The 21,822-nt window shown below is 68.9% G+C and carries 18 protein-coding genes; 1 reads left to right on the forward strand and 17 read right to left on the reverse strand.

Annotated features, from left to right (window positions below; genetic code table 11):
- Nucleotides 1-16 precede the first annotated feature (16 nt).
- The 15 genes from recQ to ACZ45E_RS25395 form a co-directional block, all read right to left on the reverse strand.
- Nucleotides 17-2,176: a DNA helicase RecQ gene (recQ, locus tag ACZ45E_RS25325; RefSeq protein WP_468224345.1), complete on the reverse strand. Its 2,160-nt coding sequence runs from the start codon at nucleotides 2,174-2,176 to the stop codon at nucleotides 17-19.
- A gap of 168 nt (nucleotides 2,177-2,344) precedes the next feature.
- Entirely contained in the window at nucleotides 2,345-3,994 is a 1,650-nt protein-coding gene (gene nuoN / locus ACZ45E_RS25330; protein ID WP_468224347.1) for an NADH-quinone oxidoreductase subunit NuoN, read from the reverse strand.
- On the reverse strand, nucleotides 3,991-5,589 hold the full coding sequence (locus ACZ45E_RS25335) for an NADH-quinone oxidoreductase subunit M (protein WP_468224349.1): 1,599 nt from the start codon (nucleotides 5,587-5,589) through the stop codon (nucleotides 3,991-3,993). Before ACZ45E_RS25335 ends, nuoN begins: the two co-directional genes overlap by 4 nt.
- A gap of 5 nt (nucleotides 5,590-5,594) precedes the next feature.
- On the reverse strand, nucleotides 5,595-7,547 hold the full coding sequence (nuoL, locus tag ACZ45E_RS25340) for an NADH-quinone oxidoreductase subunit L (protein WP_468224351.1): 1,953 nt from the start codon (nucleotides 7,545-7,547) through the stop codon (nucleotides 5,595-5,597).
- Between the two features lie 15 nt (nucleotides 7,548-7,562).
- On the reverse strand, nucleotides 7,563-7,862 hold the full coding sequence (nuoK, locus tag ACZ45E_RS25345; RefSeq protein WP_003974374.1) for an NADH-quinone oxidoreductase subunit NuoK: 300 nt from the start codon (nucleotides 7,860-7,862) through the stop codon (nucleotides 7,563-7,565).
- On the reverse strand, nucleotides 7,859-8,680 hold the full coding sequence (locus ACZ45E_RS25350; RefSeq protein WP_468224353.1) for an NADH-quinone oxidoreductase subunit J: 822 nt from the start codon (nucleotides 8,678-8,680) through the stop codon (nucleotides 7,859-7,861). The genes nuoK and ACZ45E_RS25350 overlap by 4 nt, the downstream gene beginning before the upstream one ends.
- Nucleotides 8,680-9,315 (reverse strand): NADH-quinone oxidoreductase subunit NuoI, encoded by a 636-nt coding sequence (nuoI, locus tag ACZ45E_RS25355; protein WP_468224355.1) that lies wholly within the window; start codon nucleotides 9,313-9,315, stop codon nucleotides 8,680-8,682. The genes ACZ45E_RS25350 and nuoI overlap by 1 nt, the downstream gene beginning before the upstream one ends.
- Entirely contained in the window at nucleotides 9,308-10,699 is a 1,392-nt protein-coding gene (nuoH, locus tag ACZ45E_RS25360) for an NADH-quinone oxidoreductase subunit NuoH (RefSeq protein WP_468224357.1), read from the reverse strand. The genes nuoI and nuoH overlap by 8 nt, the downstream gene beginning before the upstream one ends.
- Nucleotides 10,696-13,194, reverse strand: a complete 2,499-nt coding sequence (locus ACZ45E_RS25365) for an NADH-quinone oxidoreductase subunit G (RefSeq protein ID WP_468224358.1) — start codon at nucleotides 13,192-13,194, stop codon at nucleotides 10,696-10,698. Before ACZ45E_RS25365 ends, nuoH begins: the two co-directional genes overlap by 4 nt.
- On the reverse strand, nucleotides 13,191-14,558 hold the full coding sequence (gene nuoF, locus ACZ45E_RS25370; protein ID WP_468224360.1) for an NADH-quinone oxidoreductase subunit NuoF: 1,368 nt from the start codon (nucleotides 14,556-14,558) through the stop codon (nucleotides 13,191-13,193). Before nuoF ends, ACZ45E_RS25365 begins: the two co-directional genes overlap by 4 nt.
- Nucleotides 14,558-15,427, reverse strand: a complete 870-nt coding sequence (gene nuoE, locus ACZ45E_RS25375; RefSeq protein WP_468224361.1) for an NADH-quinone oxidoreductase subunit NuoE — start codon at nucleotides 15,425-15,427, stop codon at nucleotides 14,558-14,560. The genes nuoF and nuoE overlap by 1 nt, the downstream gene beginning before the upstream one ends.
- The gene (locus ACZ45E_RS25380) at nucleotides 15,424-16,746 is read right to left on the reverse strand and encodes an NADH-quinone oxidoreductase subunit D (protein WP_468224363.1); all 1,323 of its coding nucleotides are present in this window, start codon (nucleotides 16,744-16,746) and stop codon (nucleotides 15,424-15,426) included. Before ACZ45E_RS25380 ends, nuoE begins: the two co-directional genes overlap by 4 nt.
- Entirely contained in the window at nucleotides 16,743-17,483 is a 741-nt protein-coding gene (locus ACZ45E_RS25385) for an NADH-quinone oxidoreductase subunit C (protein ID WP_468224364.1), read from the reverse strand. Before ACZ45E_RS25385 ends, ACZ45E_RS25380 begins: the two co-directional genes overlap by 4 nt.
- On the reverse strand, nucleotides 17,480-18,034 hold the full coding sequence (locus tag ACZ45E_RS25390; RefSeq protein ID WP_018528252.1) for a NuoB/complex I 20 kDa subunit family protein: 555 nt from the start codon (nucleotides 18,032-18,034) through the stop codon (nucleotides 17,480-17,482). The genes ACZ45E_RS25385 and ACZ45E_RS25390 overlap by 4 nt, the downstream gene beginning before the upstream one ends.
- Nucleotides 18,035-18,068: 34 nt before the next feature.
- Nucleotides 18,069-18,428 (reverse strand): NADH-quinone oxidoreductase subunit A, encoded by a 360-nt coding sequence (locus ACZ45E_RS25395; protein ID WP_007383963.1) that lies wholly within the window; start codon nucleotides 18,426-18,428, stop codon nucleotides 18,069-18,071.
- Nucleotides 18,429-19,107: 679 nt separating this feature from the next.
- Here ACZ45E_RS25395 and ACZ45E_RS25400 point away from each other — a divergent pair.
- Entirely contained in the window at nucleotides 19,108-19,944 is an 837-nt protein-coding gene (locus ACZ45E_RS25400; protein ID WP_468224366.1) for a C40 family peptidase, read from the forward strand.
- Nucleotides 19,945-20,046: 102 nt separating this feature from the next.
- Here the strand turns inward: ACZ45E_RS25400 and ACZ45E_RS25405 are convergent, their stop codons facing one another.
- Nucleotides 20,047-20,373: a putative quinol monooxygenase gene (locus ACZ45E_RS25405; RefSeq protein WP_468224368.1), complete on the reverse strand. Its 327-nt coding sequence runs from the start codon at nucleotides 20,371-20,373 to the stop codon at nucleotides 20,047-20,049.
- Between the two features lie 64 nt (nucleotides 20,374-20,437).
- Nucleotides 20,438-21,745, reverse strand: a complete 1,308-nt coding sequence (locus ACZ45E_RS25410; RefSeq protein ID WP_468224369.1) for a geranylgeranyl reductase family protein — start codon at nucleotides 21,743-21,745, stop codon at nucleotides 20,438-20,440.
- Between the last annotated feature and the right edge of the window lie 77 nt (nucleotides 21,746-21,822).

Genomic DNA, 21,822 nt, shown 5'->3' on the forward strand with positions numbered 1-21,822 from the left:
GGCGCGGCCTCCCCCGTCACCAGTCGATCTCCTCGGGCTCGGGCTCCAGGTCGGGCTCGGCCCAGAACCCGGGGTCCTCGGCATCGGCGCCCCGAACAGCGGCGCCCCGACCGGGGGTGCCCTGACCGGGGGCGTCTTGACCGGGGGCGTTCTGACCGCTGGGGTTCTGACCTCTGGGGTTCTGGCCGGCGCCGTCCCGGCCGGCGGTGTTCTGGCCGTCGGCGTGCTGAGCGGCGCCGTCCTGGCCGGCGGCATCCTGGCCGGCGGCGTTCTGACCGGGGGCGTTCTGACCGGCGCCGTCCTGGCCGTCGGCGTGCTGGCCGGGTGCCCCCTGGCCGCCGTCGTCCAGCGCGGCCAGGACCCCGAGCACTCCCTCGCCCCAGGTCGCCAGCTTCTTCTCGCCGACCCCGCCGATGGTGCCCAACTGGGCAACCGACGTGGGCCGTTGCATGGCGATCTCCTTGAGCGTCGCGTCATGGAAGATGACGTACGCCGGGACCCCGTTCTCCTTCGCCTGCGCCCCGCGCCAGGACCGCAGCGCCTCGAAGACGGGCATCAGCTCCTCGGGCAGGTCGGCCGCGGGGGACTTGGCCCTGCGCTCGCGCGCGGCGGCCCGCGTCACCGCCTTCGGTGCCTCCTTGCGCAGCCGCACCTCCCGCTGCCGCCCGAGCACGCTCCCGCTCTCCTCGGTGAGCACCAGCGTGCCGTACTCGCCCTCGACCGCGATGAGGGACTGGGCCAGCAACTGCCGCACCACGCCCCGCCATTCGTCCTCCGCCAGCTCGTCGCCGATACCGAAGACGGAGAGCTGGTCGTGGTCGAACTGGATGATCTTGGCGGTGCGCTTGCCGAGCAGGATGTCGATGATCTGGCCCGCGCCGAACTTCTGCCGCCGCTCCCGGTCCAGGCGCACCACGGTGGAGAGGATCTTCTGCGCGGCGACGGTGCCGTCCCAGGTCTCGGGCGGGGTCAGGCACGTGTCGCAGTTGCCGCAGGCCGCGGGCGCCTCCTGCCCGAAGTAGGTCAGGAGCTGGGCGCGCCGGCACTGCGCCGTCTCGCACAGCGCCAGCATCGCGTCGAGGTGGGCGGAGGCGCGGCGGCGGAACGCCTCGCCCCCCTCCCCCATGTTGATCAGCTTCCGCTGCTGGACGACGTCCTGGAGCCCGTACGCCATCCAGGCCGTGGACGGCAGCCCGTCCCGCCCGGCGCGGCCGGTCTCCTGGTAGTACCCCTCGACCGACTTCGGCAGGTCCAGGTGGGCGACGAAGCGGACGTCCGGCTTGTCGATGCCCATGCCGAAGGCGATGGTCGCGCAGACGACCATGCCCTCCTCGCGCAGGAACCGGGACTGGTGCGCCGCGCGCGTGCCCGCGTCGAGGCCCGCGTGGTACGGCACCGCGGTGATCCCGTTCCGGCAGAGGAACTCCGCGGTCGCCTCCACCGACTTGCGCGACAGGCAGTACACGATGCCCGCGTCACCCTCGTGCTCCTGCTTGAGGAAGGTGAGCAGCTGCTTCTTCGGGTCGGCCTTGCCGACGATCCGGTACTGGATGTTGGGCCGGTCGAAGCTCGCCACGAAGTGCTTGGCGTCCGGCATGCCCAGGCGCTGGGTGATCTCCTGGTGCGTGGCGTGTGTCGCCGTCGCGGTCAGGGCGATGCGCGGCACGTCGGGCCAGCGCTGCCCGAGCACCTCCAGGGCCAGGTAGTCCGGGCGGAAGTCGTGGCCCCACTGCGCGACACAGTGCGCCTCGTCGATGGCGAAGACGGAGATCTTGCCGCGGGAGAGCAGACCCAGCGTGGCGTCGAGCCGCAGCCGCTCGGGCGCCAGGTACAGCAGGTCGAGCTCGCCCGCGAGGAACTCGGCCTCGACGGTGCGCCGCTCGTCGAAGTCCTGCGTCGAGTTCATGAACCCGGCGCGCACACCGGCCGCCCGCAACGCGTCCACCTGGTCCTGCATCAGCGCGATCAGCGGGGAGACGACGATGCCGGTGCCGGGTCTGACCAGGGCCGGGATCTGGTAGCAGAGCGACTTCCCGCCGCCGGTCGGCATGAGGACGACGGCGTCCCCGCCGCTCACCACATGCTCGATGACCGCTTCCTGCTCGCCGCGGAACGCGTCGTACCCGAAGACGCGGTGGAGCGTGGCAAGCGCCTCGCTCTCGGTCACCTCGCTCATACCCTCAGTCCCATTCATCGCCTGTCCCCCACGCGCCGTGGATCGACGTCTCCAGCAACGATAGGGGTCCGCACCGACAGCCCCCGAAGTTATCCACAGGCTGGGGTTCACCGGACAGCGAAAAGCCCGGCCCCGCGCGGGGACCGGGCTTTCCGATGCGGTCGGCGCCTACCGGACGAAGACCCCGGCCTGGCTCGCCAGGTCGAGGAAGTACTGCGGCGCGACGCCGAGCACGACCGTGACCGCGACACCCACCGCGATCGTCGTCATGGTCAGCGGCGACGGCACGGCGACGGTCGGTCCGTCCGCCTTCGGCTCGCTGAAGAACATGAGGACGATCACCCGGATGTAGAAGAACGCGGCGATCGCCGACGAGATCACACCGACCACGACGAGCGCGCCCGCGCCGCCCTCCGCCGCGGCCTTGAACACCGCGAACTTCCCCGCGAACCCGGAGGTCAGCGGGATACCGGCGAAGGCGAGCAGGAAGATCGCGAAGACCGCCGCCACCAGGGGTGAGCGCCGGCCGAGCCCCGCCCACTTCGACAGGTGTGTCGCCTCGCCGCCCGCGTCGCGCACCAGCGTCACCACGGCGAAGGCGCCGATCGTGACGAAGGAATACGCGCCCAGGTAGAAGAGGACCGACGAGACGCCGTCCGGGCTCGTGGCGATGACACCGGCCAGGATGAAGCCGGCGTGCGCGATGGACGAGTAGGCGAGGAGCCGCTTGATGTCGGTCTGCGTGATCGCGACGATCGCGCCGCCGAGCATCGTGACGATGGCGACGGCCCACATGACCGGCCGCCAGTCCCAGCGCAGCCCGGGCAGGACCACGTAGAGCAGGCGCAGCAGCGCGCCGAACGCGGCGACCTTCGTGGCCGCCGCCATGAAGCCGGTGACCGGTGTCGGGGCGCCCTGGTAGACGTCCGGGGTCCACATGTGGAAGGGGACGGCGCCGACCTTGAACAGCAGGCCCATGACGACGAGTGCCATGCCGATGAGCAGCAGCGCGTCGTTGCCCATGGTGTCGGCGAGGGCCGGGTCGATGTTCTGGACCGAGCCGTCGGCGACGCTCGCGATGGTCGCGTACGAGACCGAGCCCGCGTAGCCGTACAGCAGCGCGATACCGAACAGGGTGAAGGCGGAGGCGAACGCGCCGAGCAGGAAGTACTTGACCGCGGCCTCCTGCGACATGATCCGCTTGCGGCGGGCCACGGCGCACAGAAGGTAGAGCGGGAGGGAGAAGACCTCCAGGGCGATGAAGAGCGTCAGCAGGTCGTTGGCCGCCGGGAAGACCAGCATGCCGCCGATCGCGAAGAGCACGAGCGGGAACACCTCGGTGGTGGTGAACCCGGCCCTGACCGCGGCCTTCTCACTGTCGCTGCCCGGTACGGACGCGGCCTGCGCAGCGAACGAGTCGATGCGGTTGCCGTGCGCCTCCGGATCGAGCCTGCGCTCCGCGAACGTGAAGATCGCGACCAGGCCGGTCAGCAGGATGGTGCCTTGCAGGAAGAGGGCCGGGCCGTCGACGGCGATCGCGCCCATGGCCGCGATGTGCGCCTTGGTCGTGCCGTAGCCACCGGCGGCGAGTCCGACGACCGCCGCGAAGGCGGCGGCGAGCGCGACGACCGACAGGAACACCTGCACGTAGTAACGGGACTTGCGGGGCACGAACGCCTCGACCAGGACCCCCAGGACGGCGGCACCGATGACGATCAAGGTCGGGGACAATTGCCCGTACTCGATCTTGGGTGCGTCGATCTTGGAGATCGGATCGGCGGCAGTTGTCCACAGGCTGTGGACGGCTGAAGCGCTCACTTGTGGGCCGCCTCCACTTCCGGCTTCGGGTCCTTCTTCTGGACGTCGGACATGGTGTGCTTGACCGCCGGGTTCACCAGCTCGGTGAGCGGCTTCGGGTACACACCCAGGAAGATCAGTACGCCGATCAGCGGGACCACGACCGCCAGCTCGCGCACCCGCAGGTCGGTGATGCCCTCGGTCGAGGGCTTCACCGGGCCGGTCATGGTGCGCTGGTAGAGGACCAGCGTGTAGAGCGCGGCGAGGACGATGCCGAAGGTGGCGATGATGCCGATGACCGGGTAGCGCGCGAACGTGCCGACCAGGACCAGGAACTCACTCACGAACGGGGCGAGCCCCGGCAGCGAGAGCGTCGCGAGCCCGCCGATCAGGAACGTGCCGGCGAGCACCGGGGCGACCTTCTGCACGCCCCCGTAGTCCGCGATGAGCCGCGAGCCGCGCCGCGAGATCAGGAACCCGGCGACGAGCATCAGCGCGGCGGTCGAGATGCCGTGGTTGACCATGTAGAGCGTCGCGCCGGACTGGCCCTGGCTGGTCATCGCGAAGATGCCCATGATGATGAAGCCGAAGTGCGAGATCGACGCGTACGCCACCAGGCGCTTGATGTCGCGCTGGCCCACCGCGAGCAGTGCTCCGTAGATGATGCTGATGAGGGCGAGGACCAGGATGACCGGTGTCGCCCACTTGCTCGCCTCCGGGAAGAGCTGGAGGCAGAAGCGGAGCATCGCGAACGTGCCGACCTTGTCGACCACCGCCGTGATCAGCACGGCGACCGGGGTCGTGGCCTCCCCCATCGCGTTCGGCAGCCAGGTGTGCAGCGGCCACAGCGGGGCCTTCACCGCGAAGGCGAAGAAGAAGCCGAGGAAGAGCCATCGCTCGGTGTTGGTCGCCATGTCGAGCGAACCGTTGGCCCGCGCCTCGGCGATCTGCTGGAGCGAGAAGTTCCCCGCCACCACGTAGAGGCCGATGACGGCCGCCAGCATGATGAGGCCGCCGACCAGGTTGTAGAGGAGGAACTTGACGGCCGCGTACGAGCGTTGGGTGGCCGCCTCCTTCTCGCCGTGCGGGCCCGCGCGGTCGCCGAAGCCGCCGATGAGGAAGTACATCGGGATGAGCATGGCTTCGAAGAAGATGTAGAAGAGGAAGACGTCGGTGGCCTCGAAGGAGATGATCACCATCGCCTCGACCAGCAGGATCAGGGCGAAGAAGCCCTGTGTCGGCCGCCACCGCCCCGCGGCGAAGCTGCCGAGGGACTCGGCACCGGTCTCCTGCGGGTCCGCGTCGTGCCATCCGGCGAGGATCACGAACGGGATCAGCAGCGCGGTCAGTGCGACGAGCGCGACCCCGATGCCGTCCACGCCCACTTCGTAGCGGACCCCGAAGTCGGCGATCCACGCATGGGACTCGGTGAGTTGGTAGCGGCCGCCGTCCGGGTCGAAACGGACCGCGACCAGCGCCGCGAGCACCAGCGTCCCGACCGAGACGAGGAGCGCGAGCCACTTGGCCGCGGTGCGTTGCTTCGCCGGCACGGCGGCCGTGGCGATCGCGCCCACGGCCGGAAGCACCGCCGTCGCTGTCAGCAGAGGAAAGGACATCGGTATCAGACCGCCCTCATCAGCAGGGTGACGGCGGTGATGAGCGCCGCGCCGCCGAACATCGAGACGGCGTACGAGCGCACGTAGCCGTTCTGGAGCTTGCGCAGCCGGCCGGAGAGTCCGCCCACCGAAGCCGCCGTCCCGTTGACCACCCCGTCGACCAGGGTGTGGTCGACGTAGACCAGCGAGCGGGTGAGGTGCTCGCCGCCGCGGACGAGGACGACGTGGTTGAAGTCGTCCTGGAGCAGATCGCGCCGGGCGGCGCGGGTGAGCAGCGAGCCGCGCGGGGCGAGCACCGGAACCTCGCGGCGCCCGTACTGGACCCAGGCCAGGCCCACACCGATCACCAGGCACACCATGGTGGCGCCGGTGACCACGCCCGCGCTGACCGGCGCGTGGCCGTGGTCGTGCCCGGTGACCGGCTCCAGCCACTTCAGGAAGCGGTCGCCGATGGAGAAGAAGCCACCCGCGAAGACGGAGCCGACGGCGAGCACGATCATCGGGATCGTCATGGACGACGGCGACTCGTGCGGGTGCGGCTCGTCGTGGACACCGCGCGTCTCGGCGGCGGGCTCGGCGCTGGGCTGCTCCGGCGACCGGGTCGCCCGGTTCTTCCAGCGCTCCTCACCGAAGAAGGTCATGATCATCACGCGGGTCATGTAGAACGCGGTGATCGCGGCGCCGAGCAGGGCGACGGAGCCGAGGATCCAGCCTTCCGTCCCGCCCTTGGCGAACGCCGCCTCGATGATCTTGTCCTTGGAGAAGAAGCCGGACAGACCCGGGAAGCCGATGATGGCGAGGTACCCGAGGCCGAACGTCACGAAGGTGACCGGCATGTACTTCCTGAGGCCGCCGTACTTGCGCATGTCGACCTCGTCGTTCATGCCGTGCATGACCGAGCCGGCGCCGAGGAAGAGCCCGGCCTTGAAGAAGCCGTGCGTCACCAGGTGCATGATCGCGAAGACGTAGCCGATGGGGCCGAGCCCCGCGGCGAGCACCATGTAGCCGATCTGCGACATCGTCGAGCCCGCGAGGGCCTTCTTGATGTCGTCCTTCGCGCAACCGACGATCGCACCGAACAGCAGCGTGACCGCGCCGACGATGGTGACGACCAACTGCGCGTCCGGGGCGCCGTTGAAGATCGCCCCGGACCGCACGATCAGGTACACGCCCGCGGTCACCATGGTCGCCGCGTGGATGAGGGCCGAGACCGGGGTCGGGCCCTCCATCGCGTCCCCGAGCCAGGACTGGAGCGGGACCTGCGCCGACTTGCCGCACGCGGCGAGCAGCAGCATCAGGCCGATCGCGGTGAGCTTGCCCTCGGAGGTGTCACCGACGCTGCCGAGGACCGGCTCGAAGGCGAACGTCCCGAAGGTCGTGAACATCAGCATGATCGCGATCGACAGACCCATGTCACCGACGCGGTTGACCAGGAACGCCTTCTTCGCGGCGGTGGCCGCGCTCGGCTTGTGCTGCCAGAAACCGATGAGGAGGTACGAGGCGAGGCCCACACCCTCCCAGCCGACGTACAGCAAAAGGTAGTTGTCGGCGATGACGAGGAGGAGCATCGCCGCGACGAACAGGTTCAGGTAGCCGAAGAAGCGGCGGCGCCGCTCGTCGTGCTCCATGTACCCGATGGAGTACAGGTGGATCAGCGTGCCGACCCCGGAGATCAGCAGGACGAACGTCATCGACAGCTGATCGAGCTGGAAGGCGACGTCCGCCTGGAAGCCCTCGACCGGGATCCAGCTGAACAGGTGCTGACTGAGCGTGCGTTCCTCCGCGCCCTTGCCGAGCATGTCGGTGAAGAGCACGACGGCGATCACGAAGGAGACGGCCGCGAGCAGCGTGCCGAGCAGGTGGCCCACCCGGTCGAGTGCCCGCCCGCCGCACAGCAGTACGGCCGCTCCCAGCAAGGGCGCCGCTACCAGCAGCGCGATCAAGTTCTCTGCGTTCATGTGGTTCGCGGCCCCTTACAGCTTCATCAGGCTGGCGTCGTCGACCGAGGCCGAGTGGCGGGAACGGAACAGCGACACGATGATCGCGAGCCCGACCACGACCTCCGCGGCGGCGACGACCATCGTGAAGAACGCGATGATCTGGCCGTCGAGATTGCCGTGCATCCGCGAGAACGCGACGAACGCGAGATTGCACGCGTTCAACATCAGCTCGATGCACATGAACACCACGATCGCGTTCCGCCTGATGAGCACGCCGGTGGCACCGATCGTGAACAACAGGGCGGCGAGATAGAGGTAGTTGACCGGGTTCACTTCGACGCCTCCTCTGAACGCTCCAGACGGTCGGTCGAGCGCTGCTCCAGTGCCTTCAGGTCGCGGAGCGCCTCACCGGAGACGTCACGGACCTGACCGCGCCGGCGCAGCGTCTGCATCACCGTGAGCTCCGACGGGGTGCCGTCCGGCAGCAGGCCGGCGATGTCCACCGCGTTGTGCCGGGCGTAGACGCCGGGGGCGGGCAGCGGCGGCAGGTGCTTGCCCTCGCGCACGCGCTGCTCGGCCAGCTCCCGCTGGGTCTTGGCCCGCTCGGTGCGCTCGCGGTGCGTGAGCACCATGGCGCCGATGGTGGCCGTGATGAGCAGGGCGCCGGTGATCTCGAAGGCGAAGACGTACTTGGTGAAGATGAGGGTCGCGAGGCCCTCGACGTTCCCGTTCGCGTTCGCCTTGCCGAGCCCGTTGAACTGGTTCAGCGACGCGTTCGCGATCCCCGCGACCAGCAGGACACCGAAGCCGAGCCCGCACAGGGCGGCCAGCCAGCGCTGCCCCTTGATGGTCTCCTTCAGGGAGTCCGCGGCGGTGACGCCGACCAGCATGACCACGAAGAGGAACAGCATCATGATCGCGCCGGTGTAGACGACGATCTGCACGATGCCCAGGAAGTACGCACCGTTGGCCAGGTAGAACACCGCAAGGATGATCATGGTCCCGGCGAGGCACAGGGCGCTGTGCACGGCCTTCTTCATGAGGATCGTGCACAGCGCGCCGATCACGGCGACCGTGCCGAGGACCCAGAACTGGAAGGCCTCGCCGGTGGAGGTACCCGCGGAGAGTGTGACGGTGGCGAGCTGCGTCATCAGCTGATCACCTTCTTCGACGCGGGCTCGCCGTCCCCGAAGGTCGCGGCCCCCTCCTGCGGCGTCTCGCCCTTGGACAGGGCCACCTGACGCACGGTGCCGGGCGCCGCCTCGGTCACCAGCCCCTGGTAGTAGTCCTGCTCGTCGGTGCCGGGGAAGATCGAGTGCGGCGACTCGACCATGCCCTCTTCGAGCCCGGCGAGCAGCTGCTCCTTGGTGTAGATCAGGTTGGCGCGGCTGCTGTCGGCCAGCTCGAACTCGTTCGTCATCGTCAGCGCGCGCGTGGGGCACGCCTCGATGCACAGGCCGCACAGGATGCAGCGGGCGTAGTTGATCTGGTAGACGCGGCCGTACCGCTCGCCCGGGGAGTAGCGCTCCTCCTCGGTGTTGTCCGCGCCCTCCACATAGATGGCGTCCGCCGGGCAGGCCCATGCGCACAGCTCGCAGCCGACGCACTTCTCCAGGCCGTCCGGATGGCGGTTGAGCTGGTGCCTGCCGTGGAAGCGGGGAGCAGTGGTCTTCTCCTGCTCCGGGTACTGCTCGGTCAGCCGCTTCTTGAACATGGCCTTGAAGGTCACGCCAAAACCGGCGACAGGGTTCTGGAACCCGGGCTTGGTGTCTTTCTCGTCAGCCATCGGACGCCTCCTTTCCCTCACTAGATCCGCCGAGTGATTCGTCACTCGCAGTATCGGGCCCACCACTGGCAATCAACTCCCGCTCGTGCCTCGGGCGTCGGCGCGGCACGGGCGGCAGGGTCTGTCCGGGCAGCGGAGGCACGGGGAATCCGCCCGCCATCGGGTCGAAGGCGACGGGCTCCTCGGCCTCCGCACGCTGCTTGGCCCCCCGGTCGCGGAAGATGTCCACGACGAACGACAGCAGCAGGATCACGAGGATGGCGCCGCCGACGTACAGGGCGATGTCCGCGAAGTCGTAGTTCTCGTTGTGCAGGGTCCGCACGGTCGCGACGAGCATCAGCCACACCACGGAGACCGGGATGAGCACCTTCCAGCCGAGCTTCATCAGCTGGTCGTAGCGGACCCGGGGCAGCGTGCCGCGCAGCCAGATGAAGAAGAACAGCAGCAGCTGGACCTTGATGACGAACCAGAGCAGCGGCCACCAGCCGTGGTTCGCGCCCTCCCAGAACGTCGAGACGGGCCACGGTGCGCGCCAGCCGCCCAGGAAGAGCGTCGCGGAGACCGCGGAGACCGTCACCATGTTCACGTACTCGGCGAGCATGAACATCGCGAACTTGATGGACGAGTACTCGGTGTTGAAGCCGCCGACGAGGTCGCCCTCGGACTCCGGCATGTCGAACGGGGCGCGGTTCGTCTCGCCGACCATCGTCACGATGTAGATCAGGAACGAGACCGGCAGCAGGACGATGTACCAGCGGTCGTGCTGCTGGGCGACGATCTCCGAGGTCGACATCGAGCCCGAGTACAGGAAGACCGAGGCGAACGCGGCACCCATCGCGATCTCGTACGAGATCATCTGCGCGCAGGACCGCAGGCCGCCCAGGAGCGGGTACGTGGACCCGGAGGACCAGCCGGCGAGCACGATGCCGTAGATGCCGACGGAGGCGACCGCGAGGATGTACAGCATCGCGATCGGCAGGTCGGTGAGCTGCATCGCCGTACGGTGGCCGAAGATCGAGACCTCGTTGCCCGAGGGCCCGAACGGGATCACGGCGATCGCCATGAACGCGGGGATCGCGGCGATGACCGGCGCGAGGACGTAGACCACCTTGTCCGCGCGCTTGACGATCAAATCTTCCTTGAGCATCAGCTTGATGCCGTCGGCGAGCGACTGGAGCATGCCCCAGGGGCCGTGCCGGTTCGGACCGATGCGCAGCTGCATCCAGGCGACGACCTTGCGCTCCCACACGATGGAGAACAGCACGGTCACCATCAGGAAGGCGAAGCAGAACACCGCCTTGACGACGACCAGCCACCACGGATCGGTGCCGAACATCGACAGGTCTTCGAGTGCCACTGGGCCCAGTGCCGTGGGGCTGCTCATGACTGCACCTCCGGGGCTCCGGCGAGGGCCGGGCCGATCTTCACCAGGTCGCCGGGGACGGCACCGGTGTCCGAAGCGACGCCGCCGCCCGCGGAGTTGAGCGGCAGCCACACCACGCGGTCCGGCATCTCCGTGACCTGGAGGGGCAGCGCGACCGCGCCCGCGGGCCCGGTGACGGCGAGCACGTCGCCGTGTTTCACGCCCAGTTCGGCGGCCGTGGCGGCGGACACGCGCGCGTGGGCGGCATGCCGCGTACCGGCGAGCGCCTCGTCGCCGTCCTGGAGGCGGCCCTGGTCGAGCAGGAGCCGGTGCCCGGCGAGTACGGCCTCACCGACGGCCGGACGCGGCAACTGGCCGCCGGTCTCCAGCGGCTCACTCGCGTGCGGACCGTCCCAGTTGCCCAGGCGGTCCAGCTCACCGCGCGCGGCCCGCAGATCGGGCAGCCCCAGATGTACGTCCATGGCGTCGGCCAGCATCTGCAGCACGCGCGCGTCCGTGGGCGCTACGCGGCGCGTCATCTGGTCGGGCTTGAGCGCGGTCTCGAACATCCGCACCCGGCCCTCCCAGTTGAGGAACGTGCCCGCCTTCTCGGCGACCGCGGCCACCGGGAACACCACGTCCGCGTGCTCGGTGACCTCACTGGGCCGCTGCTCCAGAGAGACCAGGAATGCGACCTCGTGAAGTGCTTCACGCGCGCGCACCGGATGCGGCAGGTCGGCGATCTCGACCCCCGCGACGACGAGGGCCCGCAGTTCGCCGGTGGCGGCGGACTCGATGATCTGCCCGGTGTCCCGCCCGTAGCGGTGCGGCAGCTCGGCCACTCCCCAGGCCGCGGCGACTTCGTCCCGCGCGCGCGGGTCGGTCACCGGACGGCCGCCCGGCAGCAGCGAGGGCAGCGCGCCGGCCTCGACGGCGCCGCGCTCACCCGCACGGCGCGGGATCCACACCAGCTCGGCGCCGGTCGCGGCCGCGGCCCGCACGGCGGCGGTGAGGCCGCCCGCGACGGCCGCGAGCCGCTCACCGACGACGAGCACGGCACCTTCGCCGCGCAGCGCTTCCGCGGCGGCGGCGCCCCCCTCCGCCAGGCCGACCCCGGAGGCGAGCGCGTCCAGCCACTCGGTCTCGGTGCCGGGCGCGGCGGGCAGCAGCGTGCCGCCGGCCTTCTCCAGGCCGCGCGTCGCGTGCGTGGCGAGCGAGAAGACCCGCTGGCCGTGCCCACGCCATGCCTTGCGGAGCTTGAGGAAGACGCCGGGCGCCTCCTCCTCCGACTCGAAACCGACGAGAAGCACCGCGGGGGCCTTCTCCAGCTTCTTGTACGTGACACCGCTGCCGTCCAGATCACGGCCCCGGCCCGCGACGCGCGCGGCCAGGAAGTCGGCCTCCTCGCTGCTGTGCACGCGCGCGCGGAAGTCGATGTCGTTCGTGTCGAGGGCGACGCGGGTGAACTTGCTGTACGCGTACGCGTCCTCGACCGTCAGCCGGCCCCCGGTCAGCACACCGGCCCGGCCGCGCGCCCCGCCGAGCCCCCGGGCGGCGACCTCCAGGGCCTCCGGCCAGGACGCGGCCCGCAGCTCACCGGAGCCGGAATCACGCACCAAGGGCGTCGTCAGCCGCTCCGGCCGCTGCGCGTACCGGAAGCCGAACCTGCCCTTGTCGCAGATCCACTCCTCGTTGACCTCGGGGTCGTCGGCCGCCAGGCGGCGCATCACCTTGCCGCGCCGGTGATCGGTACGGGTCGCGCAGCCGCCGGCGCAGTGCTCGCACACCGAGGGCGACGACACCAGGTCGAAGGGGCGGGAGCGGAATCGGTACGCCGCCGAGGTCAGCGCCCCGACCGGACAGATCTGGATGGTGTTCCCGGAGAAGTACGACTCGAAGGGGTCGCCCTCGCCCGTGCCGACCTGCTGGAGCGCGCCGCGCTCGATCAGCTCGATCATGGGGTCGCCCGCGATCTGGTTCGAGAACCGCGTGCACCGCGCACACAGCACGCACCGCTCACGGTCGAGCAGCACCTGCGTAGAGATCGGTACCGGCTTCTCGTACGTCCGCTTCTTGCCCTCGAACCGCGATTCGGACCGGCCGTGCGACATCGCCTGGTTCTGCAGCGGGCACTCGCCGCCCTTGTCGCAGACCGGGCAGTCCAGCGGGTGGTTGATGAGCAGCAGCTCCATCACGCCGTGCTGCGCCTTCTCGGCGACGGGCGAGGTGAGCTGGCTCTTGACCACCATGCCGTCGGTGCAGGTGATGGTGCAGGACGCCATCGGCTTGCGCTGACCCTCCACCTCCACGATGCACTGGCGGCAGGCGCCGGCCGGGTCGAGGAGCGGATGGTCGCAGAACCGGGGGATCTCGATGCCGAGCAGTTCGGCGGCCCGGATGACCAGCGTGCCCTTGGGGACGCTGATCTCGATGCCGTCGATCGTCAGCGAGACGAGATCCTCCGGCGGTACGGCCGCCTCGCCGCCCCCGGAGGGAGCGTTGGTGGTCACAGTCACGCGTTCACCTCCGTGCGGTGCTGGTCGGTCCCGTCCGCCCAGAGCGTCGAGCGGGCCGGGTCGAAGGGGCAGCCCTTGCCCGTGATGTGCTGCTCGTACTCCGCGCGGAAGTACTTGAGCGAGGAGAAGATCGGCGAGGCGGCGCCGTCGCCGAGGGCGCAGAACGACTTGCCGTTGATGTTGTCGGCGATGTCGTTCAGCTTGTCGAGGTCGTCCAGGGAGCCCTTGCCGGCCTCGATGTCGCGGAGCAACTGCACGAGCCAGTACGTCCCTTCGCGGCAGGGTGTGCACTTGCCGCAGGACTCGTGGGCGTAGAACTCGGTCCACCTCGTGACGGCGCGCACGACGCACGTCGTCTCGTCGAAGCACTGGAGCGCCTTGGTGCCGAGCATCGACCCGGCGGCGCCGACACCCTCGTAGTCGAGGGGGACGTCGAGGTGTTCCTCGGTGAACATCGGGGTCGAACTGCCGCCCGGCGTCCAGAACTTGAGTTGGTGGCCGGGCCGGATGCCGCCGCTCATGTCGAGGAGCTGGCGCAGCGTGATGCCGAGCGGGGCCTCGTACTGGCCGGGCGAAGCGACGTGGCCGCTGAGCGAGTAGAGCGTGAAGCCGGGCGACTTCTCGCTGCCCATCGACCTGAACCAGTCCTTGCCCCGATGGAGGATCGCGGGAACCGACGCGATGGACTCGACGTTGTTCACCACAGTGGGGCACGCGTAGAGGCCCGCGACGGCAGGGAAGGGGGGACGGAGTCGCGGCTGACCACGGCGGCCTTCGAGCGAGTCCAGGAGTGCGGTCTCCTCACCACAGATGTACGCGCCCGCGCCGGCGTGCACGGTGAGCTCAAGGTCGAGACCGGACCCGAGGATGTTCTGCCCGAGATACCCCGCGGCGTAGGCCTCGCGCACGGCCTCGTGCAACCGCCTTAGTACGGGGACCACTTCACCGCGCAAGTAGATGAACGCGTGCTCGGAACGGATCGCGTAACAGGCGATCACGATGCCCTCGATGAGGCTGTGCGGGTTCGCGAAGAGGAGCGGGATGTCCTTGCACGTCCCCGGCTCCGATTCGTCGGCGTTGACAACTAGATAGTGCGGCTTGCCATCACCTTGAGGGATGAACTGCCACTTCATCCCGGTCGGGAATCCGGCGCCTCCGCGCCCGCGAAGCCCCGCGTCCTTCACATAGGCGATGAGATCGTCCGGCGCCATCGCGAGGGCCTTGCGCAGCCCCTCGTATCCGTCGTGCCGGCGGTACACATCCAAAGACCAGGACTTGTCCTCGTCCCAAAAGGCGGAAAGGACCGGTGCGAGCACCTTCTCCGGGCTGGTGTCGTTGTTCTCGATCTCGGCTGCCAACGTCATCACTCCCCCTCCTCGGCGGCAGGACCCGCTGGGTTGGCCGGGTCGGAGGCCGATGTGTCCTGCGGCGCGTCGTGCGAGCTCAGGTGCTCGGCGGGCGACGGCTCGTGCGGCGCGTCGCTCTCCACGACCTCGGTGCGCGGATGGACCACGCGCGCGGGCGGCGTCTCGCCCTTGGCGAGCCGGAGTCCGATCAGGGAGGCGGGCCCGGCGCTGCCGCTCGCCTCGACGGCGCCCTCGCGCCGGTCGGGGAAGCCGGCCAGGATGCGCGCCGTCTCCTTGAAGGTGCACAACGGGGCGCCGCGGGTGGGTGACACCTGCGTCCCCGCGCGCAGGTCGTCGACGAGCCGCTTGGCGGACTCGGGCGTCTGGTTGTCGAAGAACTCCCAGTTCACCATCACCACCGGGGCGAAGTCGCAGGCCGCGTTGCACTCGATGTGCTCCAGCGTGACCTTGCCGTCGTCCGTGGTGCCGCCGTTGCCGACGGCGAGGTGCTCCTGGAGCGCCTCGAAGATGGCGTCGCCGCCCATGACGGCGCACAGGGTGTTGGTACAGACACCGACCTGGTAGTCGCCGCTGGGCGCCCGCCGGTACATCGAGTAGAAGGTCGCGACGGCCGTGACCTCGGCGGTGGTCAGGTCGAGCAGGTCGGCGCAGAACCGCATGCCGGTGCGTGTGACATGGCCTTCCTCCGCCTGGACGAGGTGGAGCAGCGGGAGCAGCGCCGAGCGGGAGCCGGGGTAGCGGGAGATGATCTCCTTCGCGTCCGTCTCCAGCCGGGCACGGACATCGTCCGGGTAGGTGGGCGCGGGCAGTTGGGGCATGCCCAGGCTGACGCCCTGCCCAGCAGCATCCGTGGAACTGGTGGTCACCGGTCGACGCCTCCCATCACGGGGTCGATGGATGCGACAGCGACGATGACGTCGGCGACCTGGCCGCCTTCGCACATCGCCGCCATCGCCTGAAGGTTGGTGAAGGACGGGTCGCGGAAGTGGACCCGGAAGGGGCGGGTGCCGCCGTCGGAGACGACGTGCACGCCCAGTTCGCCCTTGGGTGACTCCACGGCGCTGTACGCCTGTCCCGGCGGGACGCGGAACCCCTCGGTCACCAGCTTGAAGTGGTGGATGAGGGCTTCCATGGAGGTGCCCATGATGTTCTTGATGTGGTCGAGCGAGTTGCCGAGGCCGTCGGGGCCGAGGGCCAGCTGGGCGGGCCAGGCGATCTTCTTGTCGCCGACCATCACCGGCCCCGGGGCGAGCCGGTCCAGGCACTGCTCGACGATGTGCAGCGACTGGCGCATCTCCTCCAGGCGGACCAGGAAGCGGCCGTAGGAGTCGCAGGTGTCGGCGGTCGGGATCTCGAAGTCGTAGTTCTCGTAGCCGCAGTACGGGTCCGTCTTGCGCAGGTCGTGCGGGAGTCCTGCCGAGCGCAGGATCGGACCGGTGGCGCCGAGGGCCATGCAGCCGGTGAGGTCGAGGTGGCCGACGTCCTGCATGCGGGCCTTGAAGATGGGGTTCCCGGTGGCGAGCTTGTCGTACTCGGGCAGGTTCTTCTTCATCTTCTTCACGAACTCGCGGAGCTGGTCCACCGCGCCGGGCGGCAGGTCCTGGGCGAGTCCGCCGGGCCGGATGTACGCGTGGTTCATGCGCAGGCCGGTGATCAACTCGTAGAGGTCGAGAATGAGTTCACGATCACGGAAGCCGTAGATCATGATGGTGGTCGCGCCGAGTTCCATACCGCCGGTGGCGATGCAGACCAGGTGCGAGGAGAGCCGGTTCAGCTCCATGAGCAGGACGCGGATGATGCTCGCCCGGTCGGGGATCTCGTCCGTGATGCCGAGGAGCTTCTCGACGGCGAGGCAGTACGCCGTCTCGTTGAAGAACGGCGTCAGGTAGTCCATGCGCGTCACGAACGTGGTGCCCTGCGTCCACGTGCGGTACTCGAGGTTCTTCTCGATGCCTGTGTGCAGATAGCCGATGCCGCAGCGGGCCTCGGTGACCGTCTCGCCGTCGATCTCCAGGATCAGCCGCAGCACGCCGTGCGTGGACGGGTGCTGGGGGCCCATGTTGACGATGATGCGCTCGTCGTCGGACGTGGCGGCGGACTGGACGACCTCGTCCCAGTCACCGCCGGTGACCGTATATACGGTGCCCTCGGTCGTGGCGCGAGGAGTTGCGTGGGGTGTGGTCACGAGTACGACCTCCGCTGGTCCGGAGCCGGGATCTGGGCGCCCTTGTACTCGACGGGGATACCGCCGAGGGGATAGTCCTTGCGCTGCGGGAAGCCCTGCCAGTCGTCCGGCATCATGATCCGCGTCAGCGCGGGGTGGCCGTCGAAGACGATGCCGAAGAAGTCGTACGTCTCGCGCTCGTGCCAGTCGTTGGTCGGGTAGACGGCGACCAGGGACGGCACGTGCGGGTCCGCGTCGGGCATGGAGACCTCGAGGCGGATCAGCCGGCCGTGGGTGAGCGACCGCAGGTGGTAGACGGCGTGCAGCTCGCGGCCCTTGTCGCCGGGGTAGTGGACCCCACTCACCCCTGTGCACAGCTCGAAGCGCAGGGCCGGATCGTCGCGCAGTGTGCGGGCGACGCGGACCAGGTACTCGCGCTCGATGTGGAAGGTGAGCTCGTCGCGGTCGACGACCGTCCTGTCGATGGCGTTGGCGGGGACGAGGCCCTGTTCCTCCAGGGCCCCCTCCAGCTCGTCGGCGACCTCGTCGAACCATCCGCCGTAGGGGCGGACGGACTCGCCGGGCAGCCGGACCGAGCGGACGAGTCCGCCATATCCGGATGTGTCACCACCGTTGTCGGCGCCGAACATGCCGCGCTGGACCCGGATCTCCTCGCCCTGGTCGCCGCGCTGCCCGGGAAGGTTCGCGGCACTCAGGTCCTTCTCGGGGTTGGCCCCGTCGTTCTGCGCGTCACTCACCGCAGCAGCCCCTTCATCTCGATCGTCGGGAGCGCCTTGAGCGCCGCTTCCTCCGCCTCACGGGCCGCCTCCTCGGCGTTCACGCCGAGCTTGGAGGACTGGATCTTCTGATGGAGCTTGAGAATCGCGTCCATCAGCATCTCGGGCCGGGGCGGGCAGCCGGGCAGATAGATGTCGACCGGCACGATGTGGTCGACGCCCTGCACGATCGCGTAGTTGTTGAACATGCCGCCCGACGAGGCGCAGACGCCCATCGAGATGACCCACTTGGGGTTGGGCATCTGGTCGTAGACCTGACGCAGGACGGGCGCCATCTTCTGGCTCACCCGGCCCGCGACGATCATCAGGTCCGCCTGGCGAGGCGACCCGCGGAACACCTCCATGCCGAACCGCGCCAGGTCGTAGCGGCCCGCGCCCGTCGTCATCATCTCGATGGCGCAGCACGCGAGGCCGAACGTGGCGGGGAAGACGGACGACTTGCGCACCCACCCCGCGGCCTGCTCGACGGTGGTCAGAAGGAATCCGCTCGGCAGCTTTTCTTCGAGTCCCATTGGTCTGTGGCTCCTGGTCTCCCCTGTGCGGGGTTCAGTCCCATTCCAGGCCGCCGCGCCGCCATACGTACGCGTACGCGACGAAGACGGTGAGCACGAAGAGCAGCATCTCTACGAGCCCGAAAACCCCCAGGGCGTCGAAGGTGACGGCCCAGGGGTAGAGGAAGACGATCTCGATGTCGAAGACGATGAAGAGCATCGCCGTCAGGTAGTACTTGATGGGGAAGCGCCCGCCGCCGGCCGGCGTGGGGGTCGGCTCGATCCCGCACTCATAAGCCTCTAGCTTGGCCCTGTTGTACCGCTTTGGACCGATAAGCGTGGCCATGACCACGGAGAAGATCGCAAAGCCTGCCCCGAGGGCTCCCAGTACGAGGATGGGCGCATACGCGTTCACCGCTCCTCGCTCCTCTCAGTCGGCACTGACTGCTGGCGGTCACGGGCCCGCACCCCGCCTCACGCAAACGGTCGAAGATCGCTTACATGTGAAGCAGGTCACAAGCCCAACTTGCCCCGCATACTATGCCTGCTCCTCTGTGATCTGCGACACGGGGTGCGCCAACTCGTTTGTGATCTCCACCACCTGACGAAGGATCATGAAGTCGGATGAGCGGTGATCTTCACACTCGAAGCGCCTGAGTGATCACCAGAGGTGACAACTTGCCTCGTCATGGCTGGTGGGGAGGTCCGTCGCACTATCAAGAGGCGGGCACCGGGGGCAAATTGGTGCTGGACGCGAGTGGCTGATAGTGGACGTCGTTCACACCCCAGAGGGAAAGGTGTGGACGGAGGTGGACGAGGGGCCGACCCTTAGGGGTCTCATGTGACCTGCATCACGCGGCAGGTAACGCCCCGGAAACCGGGCTTGGCCAACGGTGTCAACGAGTGGTAGGCGTCGGGTAATTCGGACGTATTGCTGAAACGGCGTGATCACAGCCTGGATCAAGGTTGTCCGTATTGCCCTTTACGGCGTCAATAAGGGCCGCAACACGCCCGATTCGCGCCGCAACTTCACAACTGTGGCGCACCACACGTTTCTTGATGGGAACCGTGAAGCCCTGATAGCGGTTGTACTCATGTCCCACACCGCTCACATACCCAGCCACCGGAAGCCCCGTCGCAGCGCCTCGAAGATGGCCCTGCGCGCCGGAGTCACCGGTGGCGTACTCAGCACCCTCGCCGTTGCTGGTGCGTCCGGTGCGGCGAACGCTGCCGAGCCCGTGACGCAGACCATCGAACTGCCCACGCTCACCACCGACCTGTCCTCCCAGGTCGCCCAGTCCGCGGACGCCACCCAGCAGGCCGCGGCCAACTACCAGCTCCAGGCCGAGCGCGACGAGGCCTTCGCCAACGCCGCCAAGCAGGCCAAGAAGGACCAGGCCGACGCCGAGAAGAAGGCGGAGGCCAAGAAGAAGGCCGAAGCCGCGGCCAAGGAGAAGGCCGAGCGCGAGGCAGCCGCCCAGCAGGCCGCCTCCCGCTCCAGCGAGCGCACGACGCTGTCCGCCTCCTCCGCCTCGGCCTCGGCCTCGGCCTCCACCACCGTGGCCGCCCCGGCCAGCGGCTCGGTCGGCGGCGTCCTCAGCTTCCTGCAGGCCCAGGTCGGCGACGCGTACGTGATGGGTGGCACGGGCCCGAACTCGTGGGACTGCTCCGGCCTCGTCCAGGCCGCGTTCAAGCAGGCCGGCGTGGACCTGCCGCGTACCTCCCAGGAGCAGTCGACCGCCGGCACCGCGGTCTCCCTCTCCAACATCCAGGCGGGCGACATCCTGTACTGGGGCGGCGCGGGCTCGGCGTACCACGTCGGCGTCTACATCGGCAACGGCCAGTACCTGGACGCCGCCAACCCCTCCAAGGGCGTCGTCATCCAGGACCTGTCCGGCTACCCGGCGAGCGGCGCGGTCCGCGTCCTCTGAGACTGTCCGAGTACGGCGGTCCTCCGAGACTGTCCGAGTACGGCGAAGGCCGCCACGCCCGGTTCGGGGCGCGGCGGCCTTCGTACGTTGTTTCCCCGGCTCTCAGCCCTGCGGGGCCAGCTCCCCCATCGCGCCCCAACCCTCGTTCGGGATCTCGGCGTTGATGATCTCGGGGGTGGTGGCGATGAGCGGCGCCATCGCGGCGAGACCGGCCTTGAAGTGGTCGGAGGCGACGTGCACCGCGCCCGCGTCACCGTCCCGGAAGCCCTCCAGGAGGACGTACTGGTTCGGGTCCTCGACACTGCGCGACCAGTCGAAGAAGAGGTTGCCCTCCTCGGCGCGGGTCGCGGCCGTGAACGCGGCGGTCTTCTCCAGCCAGGAGTCGGCGTGCTCGGGGCGGGCGGTGAACTTCACTGCGATGAAAATCATGGCTCCACCCTGCCCCTGACGCGCGGCGCCGCCAAATCGCGCCGCGCCTCCCGGGACGTACGGTTCACGCCTTCGGCGCGACCTTGCTCAGCCCGTTGATGATGCGGTCCATGGCGTCGCCGCCGGTGGGGTCCGTCAGGTTGGCGAGCATCTTCAGCGTGAACTTCATCAGGATCGGGTGGGACAGCCCGCGCTGCGTCGCGATCTTCATGATCTTCGGATTGCCGATCACCTTCACGAAGGCGCGGCCCAGCGTGTAGTAACCCCCGTAGGTGTCCTTGAGCACCTTCGGGTAGCGCTGGAGGGCCAGTTCGCGCTGGGCGTCGGTGGCGCGCGCGTGTGCCTGCACGATGACGTCGGCCGCGATCTGGCCGGACTCCATGGCGTACGCGATGCCCTCGCCGTTGAACGGGTTGACCAGGCCGCCCGCGTCACCGACCAGCAGGAGGCCCTTGGTGTAGTGCGGCTGGCGGTTGAAGGCCATCGGCAGGGCCGCGCCGCGGATCGGCATCGTCATGTTCTCCGGGGTGTAGCCCCAGTCCGCCGGCATCGACGCGCACCAGGCCTTGAGGACCTCGCGCCAGTCGAGCTCCTTGAACGCCTTGGAGGAGTTGAGGATGCCGAGGCCGACGTTGGACGTACCGTCGCCCATGCCGAAGACCCAGCCGTAGCCGGGAAGGAGCCGGTCCTCGCCGGGGCCGCGCTTGTCCCACAGCTCCAGCCAGGACTCCAGGTAGTCGTCGTCGTGGCGGGGCGACGTGAAGTACGTGCGCACCGCGACGCCCATCGGGCGGTCCTCGCGCCGGTGCAGACCCATGGCGAGGGACAGCCGGGTGGAGTTGCCGTCCGCCGCGACGACGAGCGGGGCGTGGAAGGTGACGTCACGCTTCTCGCCCGAGTCGCCGAGCTTCGCGTGGACGCCGGTGATCCGGCCGGTGCGGTCGTCGATGATCGGCGCGCCCACGTTGCACCGCTCGTACAGCCGCGCGCCGGCCTTCTGTGCCTGGCGGGCGAGCTGTTCGTCGAAGTCGTCGCGCTTGCGGACCAGACCGTAGTCCGGGTAACTGGCGAGATCCGGCCAGTCCAGCTGGAGCCGGACACCGCCGCCGATGATGCGCAGGCCCTTGTTGCGCAGCCAGCCCGCCTCTTCGGAGATGTCGATGCCCATGGAGACGAGCTGCTTGGTGGCGCGCGGTGTGAGGCCGTCGCCGCACACCTTCTCGCGGGGGAACGCGGTCTTCTCCAGGAGCAGGACGTCGAGCCCCGCCTTCGCCAGGTAGTAGGCGGTCGTCGAACCGGCAGGACCGGCCCCGACGACGATCACATCTGCGCTGTGCTCAGCGTTGCCGAGTCGCTTGGGCTGCTCGGTCACGGCGGGTTCTCCCCAGGCTCGAAAACAGTGTGCCGTCCGGCACGGACATGGGCAGTCTATTCAGCGGCATCGATCAC

The sequence above is a fragment of the Streptomyces sp. NPDC030991 genome (assembly GCF_055571235.1).